Below are 17311 nucleotides of genomic sequence, written 5' to 3'. Positions count from 1 at the left end.
TTTGAGCCAAGGAGGAAATAGAAATGATGCAAGCAAACTTCGTATTAGATGCAAAAGGGCTAGCGTGTCCAATGCCAATCGTAAGAACAAAGAAAAAAATGAATGAATTAGAAGCAGGTCAAGTGTTAGAAATCCAAGCAACGGATAAAGGCTCTACGGCTGACTTACAAGCGTGGGCAAAAAGCACAGGTCATGAGTATTTAGGGACAGAAATAGAAGGTGACGTTCTTCACCACTTTCTTCGTAAAGGCGGTGCCGAAGAAAGCGTAACGCCAATTCCTGAAATTTCATTAGAAGAATTTGCGAAAAAAGTAGAAAATGATAAACATCTTCATATTTTAGACGTTCGCGAAGTAGAAGAATACGATGAAGCTCATATTCCAGGCGTTGTTCATATTCCGCTTGGTGAAGTAGAAAAACGTTTCAATGAGTTAAATAAAGAAGATGAAATTTATATTATTTGCCACTCTGGAAGACGAAGTGAAATGGCAGGCCAAACGATGAAGAAGCAAGGATTTAAGTACTTGGTTAATGTGGTTCCTGGTATGCGTGACTGGACGGGTAAAGTAGAATAATCAATTGAGCATAGCGAATTAAAAAATTTTGATAGTTTATATACCTAAGGAGGTATTTTAATATGACAGTACATGTACTTACTGCAAAAGAAGTTACATCTAAAATTATCAATAAAGAACCGCTATTTATCTTAGACGTTCGTAACGAAAGTGATTTTAGCGATTGGAAAATTGAAGGTCATCAATTTCAGCATTTAAATGTTCCATACTTCGATCTTTTAGACGGAGTAGAAGAAATCTTAGAAAAAATCCCTTCTGATAAAGAAGTATTAGTTGTCTGTGCTAAAGAAGGTTCATCCGTGATGGTAGCTGACATGCTTTCAGAAGCGGGACTTACCGTATCGTACCTTAAAGGCGGTATGAAAGCGTGGAGTGAATATTTAGAGCCTGTTAAAGTTGGAGATTTAAAAGACGGCGGAGAAATTTATCAGTTTGTTCGTATCGGTAAAGGATGCTTATCTTATATGATTGTATCAAACGGTGAAGCGGCTATTATTGATGCGACGCGTATGGCAGATGTGTACATCAACTTTGCCAAAGAACTTGGCGTCACTGTTAAGCATGTGTTTGATACGCACCTTCATGCAGATCACATTTCAGGAGGAAGAGTTATTGCGGAAGCAACAAATGCAGCGTACTGGCTGCCTCCAAAAGATGCAGAAGAAGTGGTTTTTGACTACAAGGCTTTAGAAGAAGGCAGCGATGTCGTGATTGGTAACACAATGATTACGATTCAGCCTCTTTATTCACCGGGTCATACGATTGGATCAACTTCTTTTATCGTAGACGATCAATACTTGCTTTCAGGTGATATTTTGTTCATTGATTCAATTGGACGTCCTGATTTAGCTGGTATGGCTGAAGACTGGGTAGGCGATCTGCGCGAGACGCTTTATACACGCTATAAAGCATTATCAGATGAGTTAATCGTATTACCAGCTCACTTTATGATTATTGATGAGCTAAATGACAACGGCAGCGTAGCTGAAAAGTTAGGTACGTTGTTTGCAAAAAATCACGGATTAAATATTGAAAACGAAGCAGAGTTCAGACACTTAGTAACAGATAATTTACCGCCGCAGCCGAATGCGTATCAAGAAATTCGTGAAACCAACATGGGAAAAGTAATCCCAGATGAAGAAAAACAGCGTGAAATGGAAATTGGACCAAACCGCTGTGCGATTCGCTAAAACCTAAACAAAGGAGAGAGAGAAATGGAATCAAATAAAGTACTAGATGCAAAAGGGCTGGCATGTCCAATGCCGATTGTTAAAACAAAAAAAGCAATGAATGAACTAGAACCAGGTCAAGTGTTAGAAATTCACGCAACGGATAAAGGAGCGAAAAATGACCTTGCAGCTTGGGCAAAATCTGGCGGTCATGAGCTTCTTCAGACAGAAGAAGGCGACGTTCTTAAATTTTGGATTAAAAAAGGATAAGAAATAATGGATGAAAAGGGTATCTCTTGTAAAAGGTACCCTTTCCTTATATGAAACGGAGCGACTATAGATGGATCTTACGTTTATCATCACGCTTTTTCTTATTGGATTTATTGGGTCGTTTATTTCCGGTATGGTCGGTATTGGCGGGTCTGTTATTAATTATCCGATGCTGTTATATATTCCCCCAGTAGTAGGAGTAGGAGCACTAACGGCTCATCAAGTCTCAGGTGCAGGAGCCATTCAAGTGTTCTTTGCGACAATAGGCGGCGTATGGGCATATCGAAAAAGTGGATTTTTAAATAAATCATTAATTTTATATATGGGCAGCAATATTCTAATCGGAAGCATGCTTGGAAGCTACAGCTCACATTATATGAATGAACAAGGGTTAAATGTTGTATATGGAGTTTTAGCTCTTATTGCGGTTGTTATGATGTTTATTCCAAAGAAAAATGTAGATGAGATAAAAGAAGGCGAACTTCAATTCAATAAAGGATTAGCTTCTATTTTATCACTGCTTATCGGAGCCGTAGCAGGAGTGTTAGGAGCAGGAGGAGCCTTTATTTTAGTTCCTGTGATGCTTGTGGTGCTTAAAATTCCAACTCGAATAACCATCGCAACTTCACTAGCCGTTACCTTTATTTCTTCCATTGGTTCAACGGTTGGAAAGCTGGTGACCCATCAAGTCCCATTTATACCGGCACTTATTTTAGTTGCGGCAAGTTTAATTGCCTCTCCAGTCGGTGCAAAAGTTGGTCAGAAAATGAATACAAAAGTGCTTCAGTGGATCCTTGCCGGTTTGATTCTAGCAACGGCAATTAAGATTTGGTGGGGGCTACTATAAAAAGCTATGGATTCCCATAGCTTTTTTTATAGCACTTCATCACTTTCCACATACGTTTCAAGCGCAGGATGAAATTCTTTTTGATAGTGGTTAGACGGACACACTTTCACAACAGTAGCGTGAAGTGCGTTAGATTTTGATGTATTTAACACTTGCTTGCATTTTGGGCATCGTTCATTAAACAGAAAATGAAGCCATTTCACTTTTCATCACTCCTGTACTAAAACCTTTAAATCTTATCGAGTTAATAAGGATTATAACGAGTTTTATACGGCAGGTCAATGAAAAGGGAATCTCTTTAGATGTTACTAAGCTTTTTTAGCTTACGCTGATACGCAAGGTAAGGAAGTCCTGGAAATACTAAAATTACTGTTGAAATCGCTAATAAAATCTCGCTTATTGTACCTACTGCTTCCGGAAGCCAGCCGTATAAGCTCATAACGTCAAAAAGCAGCAGAAACACCATCGCGACAAGAATAGATAGAGCTGCTTTTCCTACAGAACGCTTTTCTCGTTCGTATCTGTCAATGATCGTTTCTACATCGGAATAAATAGGTTTTGTTCCCGGAGATGCGCTGAAAATATGCATAGCATGACCTGTTGAACAAACGTGCTGCCATCCGGCTTCTTTAAAAAGCAAAAAATATTCATCATCTGCATGTTCTTGAAAATCTAGTGAATATTGAAGCTCTTGAGCCTTTCCTTTTTTTAATGTATATCCAAAAAGAGCCCAACGGTCTAAAAGCCAGCCTTTTTTTGCATAGTCGCTGAGCTTTTGTAAATCTTCTTTTTCGGCAAAAGCAGTCCCGCCGCTCAGTATGTATTTTGTCTTTTTCATTTATAAACCTCCTAAAATATCTTCAGCGTGCTTAATCATTTCTTTGCGACGCTGAATTTCTTTTTTTAAAAACTGAATTCCTTTTTCTGTTGCAACATACGTTTTCTTTTTGTCTTTGCTTTCGCCATAAAGCATGATTAACTCAGCTGCAAGAAGTTTTTTAATTGTAGTGTACATAGATGCAGGTCCAATCGAAAACTGTTGATTGGTCATATCTTCAATGGTTTTCATGATAAGATACCCGTGTTTTGCTTCTATGAGGGACACTAAGATGTAGTAAGACGTGTCGGTAAGTTCCCCCGTCTCTAATGAATCGTTTCGCGGCATATTCAACCTCCTTATATCATTAAACGATATATCGTTAATTAATATATATCATTTAATGATATAAATAGTCAATAGAAAATGTTAAATTTTAGGTCTATAATTGCGCCATGAACTTCTTTGACACATATATAAAAGGAATGATTTTGAAGAATCGTTTAGTGAGATAAATATATTTGTATAAAAAATTAAGAATTTGTAGAATTTATTGTTTATTTATTTGAATTTTATGTTATCCTTTTTAACATACATTAAATATAAGGCCATATTTATCGTACGACCTTTGAATTGTATTACAGATAGGGAATAAGAAAAATATATATTGAAAGGAGAAAGGGAGAGTCAGAGAGGACGCACATGCTAGTTGTCTGTTAAAAAGGCATCTTGCAAGCTGTAAAAGCTGCATAATCTCATGAATAGAAGCATCCGTCTTAATTTTTCTGACTATTCGAATAATTAATTTTGCCATTGAAAGTTTGAGTCACTGCAAAAGTTTAAAATCTAAAAAAGGAATGATCATCAATGAAAGATAAATTTGCCCAACGAGCTAGTCTTGTAAAATCCTCTGAAACGCGCGAAATTTTAAAAGTAACGGAACGACCAGAAGTGATTTCGTTTGCAGGAGGACTTCCAGCGCCGGAGCTATTTCCCGTTGAAGCAATGAACGATGCGTGCCGCGCCGTATTAAATGAAGACGGAGCCGCTTCGCTCCAATATAGTACAACTGAAGGGTATATTCCTTTACGAGAAGCCATTTCGACACGAATGAAGCATATTGGCATCGAGTCCACTGTTTCGAACATTTTAATTACGTCCGGATCTCAGCAGGCAATCGATCTTACAGGAAGACTGTTTCTTAATGACGGAGACGTGGTAATCTGTGAAAGTCCAACGTACCTAGCAGCCATTAACGTCTTCAAATCTTACAATGCAACGTTTGTAGAAGTAGATATGGACGAAGACGGAATGATTATGGAAGAGCTGGAGAAAAAACTTCAAGAAAATCCGAATGCTAAATTTATCTATACAATTCCAGATTTTCAAAACCCTACAGGACGCACCTTAACGCGAGAAAGACGTCAGCGAATGATCGAGCTTGCGAATGCATACGACGTGCTGATTGTAGAAGACAATCCATACGGAGGCGTACGATTTGCAGGAGAAACCCTTCCGCCCGTTAAGCATTTTGATACAGAAGGCAGAGTTATTTATATCAGCACATTCTCTAAAATCTTTGCACCAGGTCTTCGAATCGGCTGGGTGTGCGCAGATGAAGCTTTCATTGATAAGTACGTGGCATTTAAACAAGTAGCAGACTTGCATACGGACAGCTTTGCTCAGCGGGTAACGGCTAAGTATATGGAGCTTTATGATATCGAAGAGCACATTCAAAAAATTAAAGCTGTGTATAAAGAGCGATGTACACAAATGTTATCTTGTATTGAAGAATTTTTCCCGGAGAATTTGTCTTACAGTAAGCCAGAAGGCGGATTGTTTATTTGGGTAGAGCTGCCCCAAGGAATCGATTCAGCACATATCTTTTCAGAATGTCTAAAAAATAACGTAGCCTGTGTTCCGGGAACACCATTCTTTCCAAATGGCACAAGAAACAACGCGCTGCGCTTGAATTACTCTAATATGTCTGCTGAACAAATCGTAGAAGGCATGAAGCGCATGGGAGACGTATTGCACCGTGAACTGGCGAGAGAAACGACTGTTTTATAAAAGAAATGAAAAAATTAAATAAAGCCATTTTATTAATTCATGAAATATACGGTGTGAACGATCATATGAAGTTTGTAAAACAGGAATTGTCTAAGTTAGAGGCAGATATTATCTGTCCTAACTTATTATCTAGAGACGTTCCTTATCGTTATGAAGAAGAGGACATGGCTTATCAAAACTTTGTTCAAAACATCGGTATTGATGAGGGTTCAAGACAAATCAATAACATGTTAACTCAGCTAAAGCAAGAATATGAAGAAGTAGGGGTCATAGGATTTAGTGTAGGAGCCACAATATCGTGGCTATGCAGTGAAAACAATTTGTGTGACTTCGTGATTGGCTGTTACGGATCGCGCATTAGAGACTATATAAATAGACGTCCTGTGTGTCCAACTCTTCTTATTTTTCCTGCTGAAGAGCAAACATTTAATGTAGACTCTTTAATAAACTCATTAGAGCAAAAAAGAGAGCCGCTTTTGGAAATTAAAACGTTTCATGGCTTTCATGGGTTTATGAATCCTTTTTCACAAGCCTTTAATAAAGAAGCAGCGGACCAAGCCTTCCAAACAATGAGTGAGTTTCTCAAAAAACACTTAGCTGATTACTAGCTGTATATGCTGAAAGTGATACCTTACAATAAGCAGAAACTGACCCTTTTTCAGTACATATACATGTATTAACATTTCCTTTAGATATATAGAAAAGGAGTGAGGTTATGCTAAAGTCAGGTGAGCTTGTAGGAACAGCGGTAAAGCTAGTGCCGCTTGAAAAAATGCATGAGCAAGAACTCTATGAAGCTGCAAAACCGAAAGAAATTTGGGAGCATCTCCCGGTAAAAGTTCATCGTCTAAGTGATATGAAACAGCTAATTGAAAGTTCTTTAAAAGCAAAGCAGGAAGGAAGAGAGCTGCCTTTTGTTGTGTTTGATATAGAGTCACATTCGATTGTAGGAAGCACAAGATTTTTAGATATATCACTTCCTAACAAAAGCGTAGAAATAGGGTGGACGTGGTATCATCCATCCGTGTGGCGAACGCGAGTCAACACGGAGTGTAAGTATTTATTATTAAAATACTGTTTTGAAGAGCTGAAGCTTCACCGCGTACAGTTCAAAACGGATGCGCGAAACAAGCGGTCTAGAGCGGCTATTAAACGGTTAGGTGCTACGCAAGAAGGCATTAGCAGAAAACATATGCTTTTACCAGATGGATACGTACGAGATTCGGTCATCTTCAGTATAATCGATGACGAATGGCCGTTTGTCAAAAAGCGATTAGAAAATTTTTTACATGAAGCCAGTGCGGAAAATAAAGAAAACGCCAGCAATTAATGGCATTTAAAGATAAAAAGCACAAGCTATAGCTTGTGCTTTTTATTTTTAGAGAGCTTGTTTAATCATTTTTTTATAGTAAAGAACAGATAAAATACCAAAAATAGAGTACAGCGCCGTATAGACAATCATGACGATAATCATTGGTGTCCAAACCTCTGTTCCAAACCAGAACCAGCCGGATTGTACGGCAAAATAGCTGTGAAGCAAGCCTACGATTAACGGAATGCCGAAATTAAAAAGCTGCTTTATTTTTATGCCTTTTAGTAAATCATTTTCAGTGAAGCCGAGTTTTCTAAGAATCGTATAGTTCGGCTTTTCATCTTCACTTTCGTCCATTTGTTTAAAGTAAAGAATGCACCCTGACGTGATTAAAAAGGCCAGTCCTAGAAAAGCGACAATGAACATAATTAGACCCATAGTCTGCTTTTGGCTCCCCATCATATCCATACGGGAATCATTTAAGCTGTTATTGCTAAATTTCATTTCTCCGAAAAGCTCATTTGCTTTTTGTAAGTTATCTTCATTTGATATGTCTATTCCAGTGTAGACAGACGATTCTTTTTGAATAGAAGGGTCCGCATTCTGTTTAAGCTCATTAAATACAGCATCATCTACAATGGCAGTAGGCAAACCGCCCCCGGTAAAATAAATAGGTAGAAGAAATTCTCGATTTAATCCTACATATTTTTGGAAAATTACTTTTTTCTTTCCTTTTAACTCAATTTGTCCCGAATCTTTAAATGCCATTGTTTTTTGAAGCATATTATTATAGCCAGTAAACAAGGTTTCGTTTTGAGCTAGATTTAAGCCATTAACTGATTTTTCACTAATCATCGGAATCGTCATAGCGGACGAGTCTACCATTGGACTTTTTAGTTCATGTTCTAAGATGCTTTTTACGTTTGCTTTTACTTGGATGACGTCGATCTTTTTTTCCGTATATGCTATTTTCTTTCGATCCAGCGCGGCTTTAAACAAAGCAGCGTCTTTTGTATTATTTATAGCAAAATCGTTAGGTACATAGTCTCCAGCCGACTTTTCAGCAGAGTAATAGGAGATGTAGCTCAAACATAAAAAACCGATAGCGAGAGCAGATACGGTTGTAATCACCGTTAGCAACAGTGCGTTTGATTTCATCCGAAACATAATGGAAGAAAGAGATAATACATCGTTAATCGATAAATAGCCTTTTTTGCTTTTACGCATCAGATTTAATAAAAATCGAATCGAGCCTTTATAAAACAAGTAAGTACCTATGATAACTGAAGCTAAAATAGATAGCATGGCGATTGACAAAGCATTCATGCTTGTAAAAGATCCGTCAAACAATTTAGCAGAAATATAGTAGCCGGAAACAATAAAGATCATGCCAAGAATTCCAATAATAATTTCAAATATACTAATTTTTTTCGTTTTGCCTTCTGTCGATGAAGTAACTCGGAATAGGGCTAAAATGGTCTGTCTTTTAATAAAAAGATAGTTCATCGTCATGATTAACAAATAGATGACGCCGAACACAATCAGCGTTTGAATCAAGGCTTCTTCTGAAAAGTGAAGCTTGGCAATGCCTTTTGTATCGGTGATTTTAAATAAAATCATGATGATTACTTTTGAAAATGAAAATCCGATTAAAATGCCGACAATCAATGAGCTAAAGTACAGCATAAAATTTTCAGCCGTTAAGATACGAAAAATTCTTGTTTTTGTCATGCCAATTAGCTGAAATAAGCCAATTTCTTTACTGCGCCGTTTGATAAATATCGTGTTTGCATATAATAGAAAGATAGAAACAATGGCTACAAGTAAAACAGAAGCGGCCCGAACGGCTGCGCCTCCTTTAATGGAGCCTTTGGTTGCATCAAGAGCAGGATCGTACTGAAGCGTGACAAAAGCAAAATATAAAGCTGCGCTGAAAACCAGTGCAAAAACGTACAAATAATAGTTTTTTACATTCTTTTTGAAGTTGCGGAAGACGAGCTGATTAATATTCATCTTGCACTCCGCCTAGTACACCTTGAGTTTTCATAATATCTTCAAAGAAGTCTTTTCGCGTTTGATCCCCTTTATACAGCTGCGTATAAATTTGTCCGTCTTTTATAAAAATCACTTTACTGCAGTAGCTGGCTGCCACTGGGTCATGCGTTACCATCACAATCGTTGCGCTTCTTTTGTCATTAAGCTCGGTCAGTTTGTTTAATAAATCGCTAGCTGCTTTTGAGTCAAGTGCACCGGTTGGTTCGTCAGCAAAAATCATACTTGGCTCATGAATAAAGGCTCTTGCAGCAGAGGTACGCTGCTTTTGTCCGCCTGAAATTTCATTTGGATATTTATCTTTGAGCTCATAGATGCCGAGCTGTTTGGCTAGCGCGTCAAATTTTTTGTGAGCTACTGCTGAAGGAGTTTTGACAACAGAAAGCGGCAAGAGGATATTTTCTTTGACTGTCAGCGTATCCAGTAAGTTATAGTCTTGAAAAATAAAGCCTAAATGTGTTTTTCGAAAGTTTGCTAACTGCTTTTCTTTCATTCTGCTAATTTCATTTCCTTCAATTTTGATGGTTCCGCCGTTGATTTTATCAATCGAGGAAAGCACGTTAAGAAGCGTCGTTTTACCTGAGCCGGAAGCCCCCATAATTCCTACAAATTCTCCTTTCATAATCGTAATATCTACACCTTTTAATACTTCTTGTTTATTAAATTTATTTCCGTAGCTTTTATGAATATTAGTAGCTTCTAATATGTTCATATGTATTCACTCCTTTGATCTGATACGTTTATTATAAAAAAAGAGCCTTGCGTTTTCCTTTGATTCACCGAACAAATGACGAAAGCATGTGACATTTTTGTCACATGCTTTTCATATCAACAAAATCATTTGATTTAGGAAAGGCAAGTGTAAACGTCGTGCCTTCGTTAAGAGCTGACTGCACGCCAATGTGAATAGAAAGAGCGTGCGCAGCTTTTTGAGCGAGATACAAACCCATACCTGTGGCACGGCTGTCTTCATGCTGAGTGGTTGAGGTAAAACCTTTCTCAAAAATGCGCGGCATATCTTGAAGAGAAATGCCGCGTCCGCTGTCTTTTATCTCGACGTACACTTGACCATGGTGCTTGTAGCTTCTAATCATTACGTCAGATGCTTCACTGTACTTGACTGCGTTTGTTAAGAGCTGTCTCATAATAAACGAAAGCCACTTTGCGTCACACAGTACACGTTCTGCCTGTATGTCCACATCAAACCCAATATTTTTTTGCATACACCAAGCTTGCAGCGTTTTGATTTCAGTGAAAATAAGGGACTCTAAATCCAGATGTTCAATATACATATCATTTTCGATAAAGAAAATGCGCTTTTGATGCAGCTGTTGATCAAGTAAAAAGTGAATACGGAGCCACTCGAACGTCAAGTTTGCTTTAACTTCTCGATTTTCTAAGCGTTCAATTATTAAATGCATTGCAGTTAACGGCGTTTTAATTTCGTGAATCCAAGCTAACATTTCATCTTTTTCCTGCGTCACGTGCAGCTGAGTTTGCACCGCATCTTTTTTCGCCTGTTCTAATTGTTGCATCAGATTTTGCTGAACAATCTTTTCAAAGGGGCGCAGCGGATGAGAAAGAGTAGAAGAATCAAAGAAATCCTCTTCATCTTTTAACCCTTGGTAAAATTTCGTTTCTTTCTGATAGCGGAAGACGCAAAAAATAAGAAAGATAATCGATGATAAAAACACGATATAAAGAATCGAAGACAGAGGAATGGATTCATCAATATAAGCGATAAAAAGCATTAAAAGATGCATCATAAAAAAGAAAAGAATCCAGCTTAGACGCTCGCGAATAAAGAGTTTAATCATAGCGTTCCTCTTCAATCGCTACGTAGCCTTGACCGACTTTTGTTTCAATAAAGCTTCCTAGTCCAATTTCATCTAACTTTTTTCGCAGGCGATTGACGTTTACCGTCAGCGTATTATCACTGATAAACCGTTTATCTTCCCAAAGGCTATTAATCAGTTCGTCTCGGCTTACAATCGTATTCTTTTTATGTATTAAGCATTTTAAAATAAAGATTTCATTTTTTGTTAAATCGATAGCTGTAGATTCCGTTGATACTTTATTTTTTTCATAATCAATCGTTGCGCCTTGCCATGAAAGAAGGTTTACTTGCTCAACGCTGTAATTATATACGCGGCGGAGGAGGGCCTGTATTTTTGCTACAAGCACATCAAAATGAAACGGCTTTTGCACAAAGTCGTCGGCTCCAAATTGCATAGACATCACCATATCAGAAGGGTGATCTCGTGAAGATAGAAAGATAATAGGAATTTTTGAGTGAGAGCGAATCATTCTGCACCAGTGGAATCCGTCATACTTCGGCAGTTGAATATCCATAATAACCAAATCAGGTTTTACCTCGCTAAACTCCTGCATAACGTTACTGAAATCACGGATGCCATAAACATCATATGACCATTGCTCCAACCGCTCTTTCAGTTCATTAAACAGTGTTACATCGTCTTCAATTAAAAGAAGTTTAAACAACCGTACTTACCACACTTTCTGTTTTTATACTCATTTTATAGTAATATCCTTTTATTTACCATATGTGATAGTAGATTCACCGGCGTTCTTTATAAAGTGTGAAAAAATAGCTTTCACCGAGCATAGTTTATAAACATATATTGAACTCTAGTGAAAAAGGGAGAGCTGTTATGAAAGCAATGGTATGTACAAAGTATGGTAAACCGGATGTTCTTCAGCTTCAAGAAGTGGAAAAGCCTATTCCAAAAGAGAATGAAATACTGATAAAAGTTCATGCCACCACGGTCATATCGGGCGACTGCAGAGTGAGGAGCTTTAATAGTCCACTGCTATTGTGGCTTCCAATGCGAATAGTTTTGGGATTACGAAAGCCTAGAAAATCAATACTAGGCGTAGAACTGGCCGGAGAAGTAGAGGAAGTCGGAAAGAACGTAACGCGTTTCAAAAAAGGCGACCAGCTGTTTGCAATGACAGGTATGAAGTTCGGAGGATATGGGGAATATATCTGCTTACCAGAAAAGGGGACAATAGCCGTAAAGCCAGAGAATGTAACCTATGAAGAAGCCGCCTCTATTTCTTTCGGCGGCACGACGGCTCTGCATTTTTTTAGAAAAGGAAACATTCAAACCGGGCAAAAAGTGCTTATTTACGGTGCTTCAGGTGCCGTAGGAACTGCCGCTGTACAGCTTGCTAACTATTACGGAGCTGAAGTGACAGGCGTGTGCAGTGCTAAAAATAGTGAACTAGTAAAGTCTTTAGGAGCAGACCGCGTCATCGACTACCAAAACGAAGATTTTACTGAAAAACAAGAAAGATACGATCTTATCTTTGATGCCGTTGGGAAAATCACAAAAAATCAGTGCAAGGAAGCGTTAGCCTTAAATGGACGCTTTGTTTCGGTCGAAGGGCAAGGAATTGCCAAAGTGCAGACGAAAGATTTATTACTTCTTAAAAAACTTATGGAAGAAGGACAGATCCAATCAGTGATTGATAGATGCTACTCTTTAGAACAAGTGCCAGAAGCTCATGAGTATGTAGAGACCGGACATAAGGTAGGAAATGTGGTTGTAGTTTTAAAGTAATAAAACTACATATTTGAAAAAATGATTTGACTTACCCGGATAGTAGGTATAACATGCAGATAAGTCAACTAAACAGCTATTTAAAACCGATTGACCAGACGACTGGAGATGCTTTGAACAATCAAAGCATCTCTTTTTTTTAGTATTGATTTAGTTATAGGAGATAGCGAGGAAGATGTAGAAAGAAGATATGGAGAGCTTGCCGCTTTAATTCCAATTGATCATGCCATTACATATTTAGCTCGTTTTTTTGATGATTATGACTTTCATCAATTTGACGTAGACGCACCGTTTCCAGAGTTAGGGGATATCGGAGCCAATGCCTTTCAAAGCACCACGAATAAAATTAAACAAGCGGCGGCTGCTCGAAAGTTAACGTTAAGAGAGGTCGCGCTTGAAACAATTTTGCCTCGTTCGCCGTTTTCAGGAACGCCAGAGCACGTAGCAGATGAAATGCAAAAATGGTATGAGCAGGAAGCAGCGGATGGATTTGTGCTTCGCCCGTTTATGAGCGAGACGTTTCATCAGTTTGTGGAAAAAGTGGTGCCTATCTTGCAAGAGCGTGGGCTTTACGACATTTCATACGAAAGCAATACGCTGCGCGGAAATTTAAACCTTTCCGTTCCAGCCAATCGATATAGTCAAACAAAGGGGGAGTTTGTATATGACAGTTAAATCAATCGGTGAATACAGCGTCACAGAAAGCTTAAAGAAGCAGGTAATTGAGTGGAGAAGACATTTTCATCGCTATCCTGAATTATCGTTTCAAGAGCACCGAACGGCTCAGTTTGTTGAAGATACGCTTCGTTCGTTTGAAAGCTTTATCATTACGCGTCCTACACCAACAAGCGTGGTAGCTAGATTAATAGGGAAAGAAGAGGGAAAAGTAGTTGCGATTCGAGCGGATATGGACGCGCTGCCGATTGAAGAAGAAAATACGTTTTCATTTGCTTCGGTTCATAAAGGCGTGATGCATGCATGCGGACATGACGGTCACACGGCTATTTTGCTAGGAGTAGCTTCTGTGCTTTCTCAGTTAGGAAATGAATTTAAAGGAGAAATTCGCTTAATTTTTCAACACGCAGAAGAGCTGCTGCCCGGGGGAGCGCAGGAGCTTGTGAAAGAAGGCGTGATGGAAGGTGTGGATTATGTAATTGGTACGCACTTGAATTCTGGTCTTCCGGTCGGAGAAATCGGCGTGCTTGCAGGTCCTATGATGGCTTCGCCTGACACGTTTAATATATCGATTAAAGGAAAAGGAGGACACGCCGCAGCGCCTCATGAAGCAGTTGACGCCATCGTTGTAGGAGCGCAAATTGTGACAAACCTTCAAACGATTGTTTGAAGAACGACGAATCCAATCGATAAATTAGTCGTATCGGTTACACAATTCCACGGAGGAACTACGCACAACGTACTTCCTGATAAAGTGCAGCTGAACGGTACCGTTCGAAGCTTTGACGCGGCTCTGCGAGAAAAAGTTCCGGCACAAATCGACCGGATTGTAAAAGGACTAACAGAAGCCTACGGTGCAGAGTACACCTTCACATATGAAAAAGGCTATCATCCCGTCATTAACTCTGAAAAAATTACAAGGCTAATTGAAGAAACAGCCATCGAAGAATACGGAAAAGAACGTGTTAAAACACTGTCTCCTAAAATGGGGGGAGAAGATTTTTCAGCTTACCTGCAGGAAACGGAAGGAGCTTTTTTTAACATTGGAGCCCGAAATGAAGAACATGACATCGTATACCCTCATCATCATCCGAAGTTTACAATAGATGAAGCCTCGCTTGAAGTCGGAGTAAAGATGTTTTTGCGCGTTACTGAAAAGCTGTTGGCTCGTTAAAAAAAGAACAAGAACCTATTTGGTTCTTGTTCTTTTTTATGTATCCTTACTTCGTATCTTTATAATTCGTCGCAAATCCTGCTGCAATTAAACCAATCAGACCCAGCACTCCTACAATAATCGTTATGACCACTATGCTCACCTCAATCGCTCTTAATAATACGTTTTTAATTGTTTAATTTTACCATGAGTCTTCGTATGAAAGAAGCTTTTCTTTTAAAGGCTCGAGCTTCTTAAATTTTTGATCATAGCTTTGCCGTTTTAACATGTCATTGGTTATTATCAGCGCATCTTCTTTACGCCCCGCATACAAGTAGGCTTCAATAACTTCGTCGAATCCCTCTGAGTAAGGAAATTTTTCGTATTTTGCGAGTTTAAATGATGCATCGTAGTGTTTCGTTGATTCTTCATATTGCTTTAGTTTTAAAAGCATACGCCCGTTCGCTAAATGTAAATCAGCTCGTTCTAAATCGGTAAGGGTATGGAGTTCAATTCCTTGGTTACGTATATCAAGCGCATCTCCATAGCGCTTTTTCTCTTCCAGCTCAAACGCTCTCTCATAAAAATGATCAAACTTCGTTAGCGGTCTCCTTGATTTATACAACTTGTAAATGCCGTATAGAATCAAAAGCAATAACCAAAGCAATTCCTTCAACTCTCTTTCATCTCTTTATGTATAATATTTATAATAAAGGAAATTAAAACTAATTGATAGATTGAATGAAAGAAATACATTTGGAGGTATAGGATGGTCATCAATCAGCAGATTTACCATGTAAAAGGACTTCAGTACATCATTCGTTCAGCTGACCCTAGCGATGCAAACGAACTGTCTCACCTAAGAGTTCAGCTAGATAGAGAAACGGAAAACTTAGATCGTGAATCAGGAGAAGGGTATATGGACGAATCCGACTTTGAAAAACTTATTCAACGTGACACAGAAAGTAAACGAAACTTATTTTTAGTAGCGGTTGTACATAATGAAATTGTCGGATTTTCAAGATGTGAAGGTAATGAGTTGAAGCGATTGGCTCATAAAGTAGAGTTTGGTGTATGCGTCGCAAAAGAATATTGGGGATACGGAATTGGCAAAGGTTTTTTGCAGCAATCCATACTGTGGGCAGAGAGCGCGAGCATGAAGAAAATGACGCTGAATGTGTTAGAAACGAATAAAAAAGCCATTGATTTATATGAAAAGTTCGGATTTGAAGTAGAAGGAGTATTAAAAAATGACAAGGTGCTGTCTGACGGGAAGTACTATAGTACGGTTGTAATGGGAAGGTTTAAAGAGTAAGAGAACAAGGCGCTGATAAAACAGCGCCTTGTTTCGTTACTTTTGCGTTTCACGAACCCATTTGACAATATCATCAATGACATAAGAAGGGATGTTGGCTGAAACAGCATATTCATCGGGCGTGCTTTTTTCACCAGTTCCTTCTGTGAAAAAGTGGTTGAGCTTTGGATAAAGCTTAAAAGAAGTGTTGGAACGCTGAGATAAACTTTGCTTCCAACCTTCAAAATCTTCGGTCGTTACTTGATAATCACGCGCTCCTTGTAAAAAAAGCAGCGGCGTGTTCTGAGATTTTGCAACTTTTGCAGGATGCCAGTGAGCTAAGTCATACCAAAAATAAGGCGTGCCAAGCAGAAATTCTTTTGGCGGCTGAGCTGGGGAAAAGCTTGGGTCTTGTAAAATGGCAAACTGCTGCTGAAAAAAAGAAAGCTGCTCTTTCGGAAGCTGATTAAGCGATACAAGATAGGCAAATTGTTCAAGCATTAACTCTGGAAGTGTGCGGCTCGGTGCAGCAAGTAAAACAGAGCCCCGCACGCTTTTATCCGGCGTTTGATTTAAAATTCTGGGCACCATCATACCACCTTGACTGTGTCCCAGTATAAAAACATTGCGGCTGTCGATGCCTTTTTGTTTTGCCATTGCTTTGACTGCGAGTACGGCATCATTCGTTGTTTCATCGTCAACGCTTATTTTACTTTCACCGGACATTTTAGCTGTATGTTCGTATGTACGCTTGTTGTAGCGTAAAACGGCAATTCCTTGAGAAGCCAGTCCTGAAGCCAGATCTCGAAACGGCTTTAAGCTCATAAAGGTTTCATCTTGATCAGAAGGCCCTGATCCGTGAACTAAAATGACAACGGGTACATTTTGATGCTTTGAACGTGTTGGAAGAGTGAGCGTTGCTGGAAGTTCGTAAGGTGCTTTGCCGATTGAAAGCTGTTTTTCTCTGTAGTTCTTAGGGGTGTCATAAGGTGGTGTGGAAAACGAAAACTGGCGCTCCTCCGGTACGATTCGCCAATCATCCATTTGACGATTTTGACTAAAGCGAACGGTTAAAGTAGCTGATGCATGTTCAAATTCAATGGGGATTTCTACATTTCGATGAACGGTATTGACTTCACCTTGTACAGCTGTCCCAATCTTTTTTACAGCACCTAACTGAGCCGTTAGAGATGACCACCACGTTTTTAGGTTGTCTTCACTCATTTTTGACTGCAGGCTGCGGGAAAAGTAGCGCGTAGCTTCCTTTGTTTTTCCGTTTGCTACATTCGTTAAAAATGCGTTTGCTCGTTTGTATTCAACTTTTGCTGAGTGATGGGCAGCATTCGCCGATGCTTCAGCTTGAACGGTTGAAGTGGACATAGGAAGCGCTTGAAGGCCGAGTGCTAAAGAAACAGCGAGTGGAAGGGCGGCTTTTACTTTTTTCATACATCATCCTCCTTGGCAATTCTTGTACTCTATTAGTATACCAATTT

Annotated in this window: 19 protein-coding genes and 1 pseudogene; 11 read left to right on the top strand and 9 right to left on the bottom strand. The window is 39.0% G+C overall.

Annotated features, from left to right (window positions below):
* Positions 1 to 23: 23 nt before the first annotated feature.
* The 4 genes from LJY09_RS16785 (at position 24) to LJY09_RS16770 (ending at position 2861) form a co-directional block, all read left to right on the top strand.
* Positions 24 to 575, top strand: a complete 552-nt coding sequence (locus tag LJY09_RS16785; protein WP_228307335.1) for a sulfurtransferase TusA family protein — start codon at positions 24 to 26, stop codon at positions 573 to 575.
* Between the two features lie 62 nt (positions 576 to 637).
* Positions 638 to 1765: an MBL fold metallo-hydrolase gene (locus LJY09_RS16780; RefSeq protein ID WP_028414562.1), complete on the top strand. Its 1128-nt coding sequence runs from the start codon at positions 638 to 640 to the stop codon at positions 1763 to 1765.
* A gap of 24 nt (positions 1766 to 1789) precedes the next feature.
* The gene (locus tag LJY09_RS16775) at positions 1790 to 2014 is read left to right on the top strand and encodes a sulfurtransferase TusA family protein (RefSeq protein ID WP_028414561.1); all 225 of its coding nucleotides are present in this window, start codon (positions 1790 to 1792) and stop codon (positions 2012 to 2014) included.
* Between the two features lie 70 nt (positions 2015 to 2084).
* Positions 2085 to 2861: a sulfite exporter TauE/SafE family protein gene (locus LJY09_RS16770; protein ID WP_028414560.1), complete on the top strand. Its 777-nt coding sequence runs from the start codon at positions 2085 to 2087 to the stop codon at positions 2859 to 2861.
* Positions 2862 to 2887: 26 nt separating this feature from the next.
* On the opposite strand, the gene LJY09_RS16765 is transcribed toward LJY09_RS16770, so the two are convergent.
* The 3 genes from LJY09_RS16765 to LJY09_RS16755 form a co-directional block, all read right to left on the bottom strand.
* Positions 2888 to 3064: a hypothetical protein gene (locus tag LJY09_RS16765; protein ID WP_165573543.1), complete on the bottom strand. Its 177-nt coding sequence runs from the start codon at positions 3062 to 3064 to the stop codon at positions 2888 to 2890.
* A 95-nt stretch (positions 3065 to 3159) separates the two neighbouring features.
* Positions 3160 to 3699, bottom strand: coding sequence for a DUF2812 domain-containing protein (locus LJY09_RS16760; RefSeq protein ID WP_028414559.1), 540 nt, complete (start codon positions 3697 to 3699; stop codon positions 3160 to 3162).
* Positions 3700 to 4026 (bottom strand): PadR family transcriptional regulator, encoded by a 327-nt coding sequence (locus tag LJY09_RS16755; protein ID WP_028414558.1) that lies wholly within the window; start codon positions 4024 to 4026, stop codon positions 3700 to 3702.
* Positions 4027 to 4545: 519 nt separating this feature from the next.
* Between LJY09_RS16755 and LJY09_RS16750 the strand changes: the two genes are divergently transcribed.
* The 3 genes from LJY09_RS16750 to LJY09_RS16740 all read left to right on the top strand — a co-directional run bounded on the left by LJY09_RS16750 (position 4546) and on the right by LJY09_RS16740 (position 7078).
* Complete coding sequence (locus LJY09_RS16750; RefSeq protein ID WP_028414557.1) at positions 4546 to 5748, top strand: aminotransferase-like domain-containing protein; 1203 nt, start codon at positions 4546 to 4548, stop codon at positions 5746 to 5748.
* Positions 5749 to 5753: 5 nt separating this feature from the next.
* Positions 5754 to 6356 carry a dienelactone hydrolase family protein gene (locus tag LJY09_RS16745; RefSeq protein ID WP_028414556.1) on the top strand — a complete coding sequence of 201 codons (603 nt, stop codon included), beginning with the start codon at positions 5754 to 5756 and terminating at the stop codon, positions 6354 to 6356.
* Positions 6357 to 6463: 107 nt separating this feature from the next.
* Entirely contained in the window at positions 6464 to 7078 is a 615-nt protein-coding gene (locus LJY09_RS16740) for a GNAT family N-acetyltransferase (protein WP_028414555.1), read from the top strand.
* A gap of 48 nt (positions 7079 to 7126) precedes the next feature.
* Here LJY09_RS16740 and LJY09_RS16735 read toward each other — a convergent pair whose 3' ends face one another.
* The 4 genes from LJY09_RS16735 to LJY09_RS16720 all read right to left on the bottom strand — a co-directional run bounded on the left by LJY09_RS16735 (position 7127) and on the right by LJY09_RS16720 (position 11614).
* Positions 7127 to 9073 carry an FtsX-like permease family protein gene (locus LJY09_RS16735; RefSeq protein ID WP_028414554.1) on the bottom strand — a complete coding sequence of 649 codons (1947 nt, stop codon included), beginning with the start codon at positions 9071 to 9073 and terminating at the stop codon, positions 7127 to 7129.
* Positions 9063 to 9824, bottom strand: a complete 762-nt coding sequence (locus LJY09_RS16730; protein ID WP_014459175.1) for an ABC transporter ATP-binding protein — start codon at positions 9822 to 9824, stop codon at positions 9063 to 9065. Before LJY09_RS16730 ends, LJY09_RS16735 begins: the two co-directional genes overlap by 11 nt.
* A gap of 100 nt (positions 9825 to 9924) precedes the next feature.
* Positions 9925 to 10929, bottom strand: coding sequence for a sensor histidine kinase (locus LJY09_RS16725; protein WP_028414553.1), 1005 nt, complete (start codon positions 10927 to 10929; stop codon positions 9925 to 9927).
* Positions 10922 to 11614: a response regulator transcription factor gene (locus tag LJY09_RS16720; protein ID WP_028414552.1), complete on the bottom strand. Its 693-nt coding sequence runs from the start codon at positions 11612 to 11614 to the stop codon at positions 10922 to 10924. The genes LJY09_RS16725 and LJY09_RS16720 overlap by 8 nt, the downstream gene beginning before the upstream one ends.
* A gap of 170 nt (positions 11615 to 11784) precedes the next feature.
* Between LJY09_RS16720 and LJY09_RS16715 the strand changes: the two genes are divergently transcribed.
* From LJY09_RS16715 to LJY09_RS16705, 3 genes and pseudogenes are all read left to right on the top strand, one after another.
* Complete coding sequence (locus tag LJY09_RS16715) at positions 11785 to 12696, top strand: NAD(P)-dependent alcohol dehydrogenase (protein ID WP_028414551.1); 912 nt, start codon at positions 11785 to 11787, stop codon at positions 12694 to 12696.
* A 405-nt stretch (positions 12697 to 13101) separates the two neighbouring features.
* On the top strand, positions 13102 to 13371 hold the full coding sequence (locus tag LJY09_RS16710; protein ID WP_028414550.1) for a hypothetical protein: 270 nt from the start codon (positions 13102 to 13104) through the stop codon (positions 13369 to 13371).
* Positions 13361 to 14545, top strand: a pseudogene (locus LJY09_RS16705) (amidohydrolase). The gene LJY09_RS16710 and the pseudogene LJY09_RS16705 overlap by 11 nt, the downstream one beginning before the upstream one ends.
* A 181-nt stretch (positions 14546 to 14726) precedes the next feature.
* Here LJY09_RS16705 and LJY09_RS16700 read toward each other — a convergent pair.
* On the bottom strand, positions 14727 to 15200 hold the full coding sequence (locus LJY09_RS16700; protein ID WP_223546186.1) for a hypothetical protein: 474 nt from the start codon (positions 15198 to 15200) through the stop codon (positions 14727 to 14729).
* A 93-nt stretch (positions 15201 to 15293) separates the two neighbouring features.
* Between LJY09_RS16700 and LJY09_RS16695 the strand changes: the two genes are divergently transcribed.
* Positions 15294 to 15839: a GNAT family N-acetyltransferase gene (locus LJY09_RS16695; RefSeq protein ID WP_028414548.1), complete on the top strand. Its 546-nt coding sequence runs from the start codon at positions 15294 to 15296 to the stop codon at positions 15837 to 15839.
* Positions 15840 to 15875: 36 nt separating this feature from the next.
* Here the strand turns inward: LJY09_RS16695 and LJY09_RS16690 are convergent, their stop codons facing one another.
* Positions 15876 to 17264 (bottom strand): alpha/beta fold hydrolase, encoded by a 1389-nt coding sequence (locus tag LJY09_RS16690; RefSeq protein WP_221816832.1) that lies wholly within the window; start codon positions 17262 to 17264, stop codon positions 15876 to 15878.
* Positions 17265 to 17311: the final 47 nt, after the last annotated feature.

The organism is Priestia sp. J2, from assembly GCF_020790095.1.
GTDB classification, from domain to species: domain Bacteria; phylum Bacillota; class Bacilli; order Bacillales; family Bacillaceae_H; genus Priestia; species Priestia zanthoxyli.
Note: the sequence above shows the minus strand (reverse complement) of the source record. Positions and strands in the feature narration are given on the sequence as shown.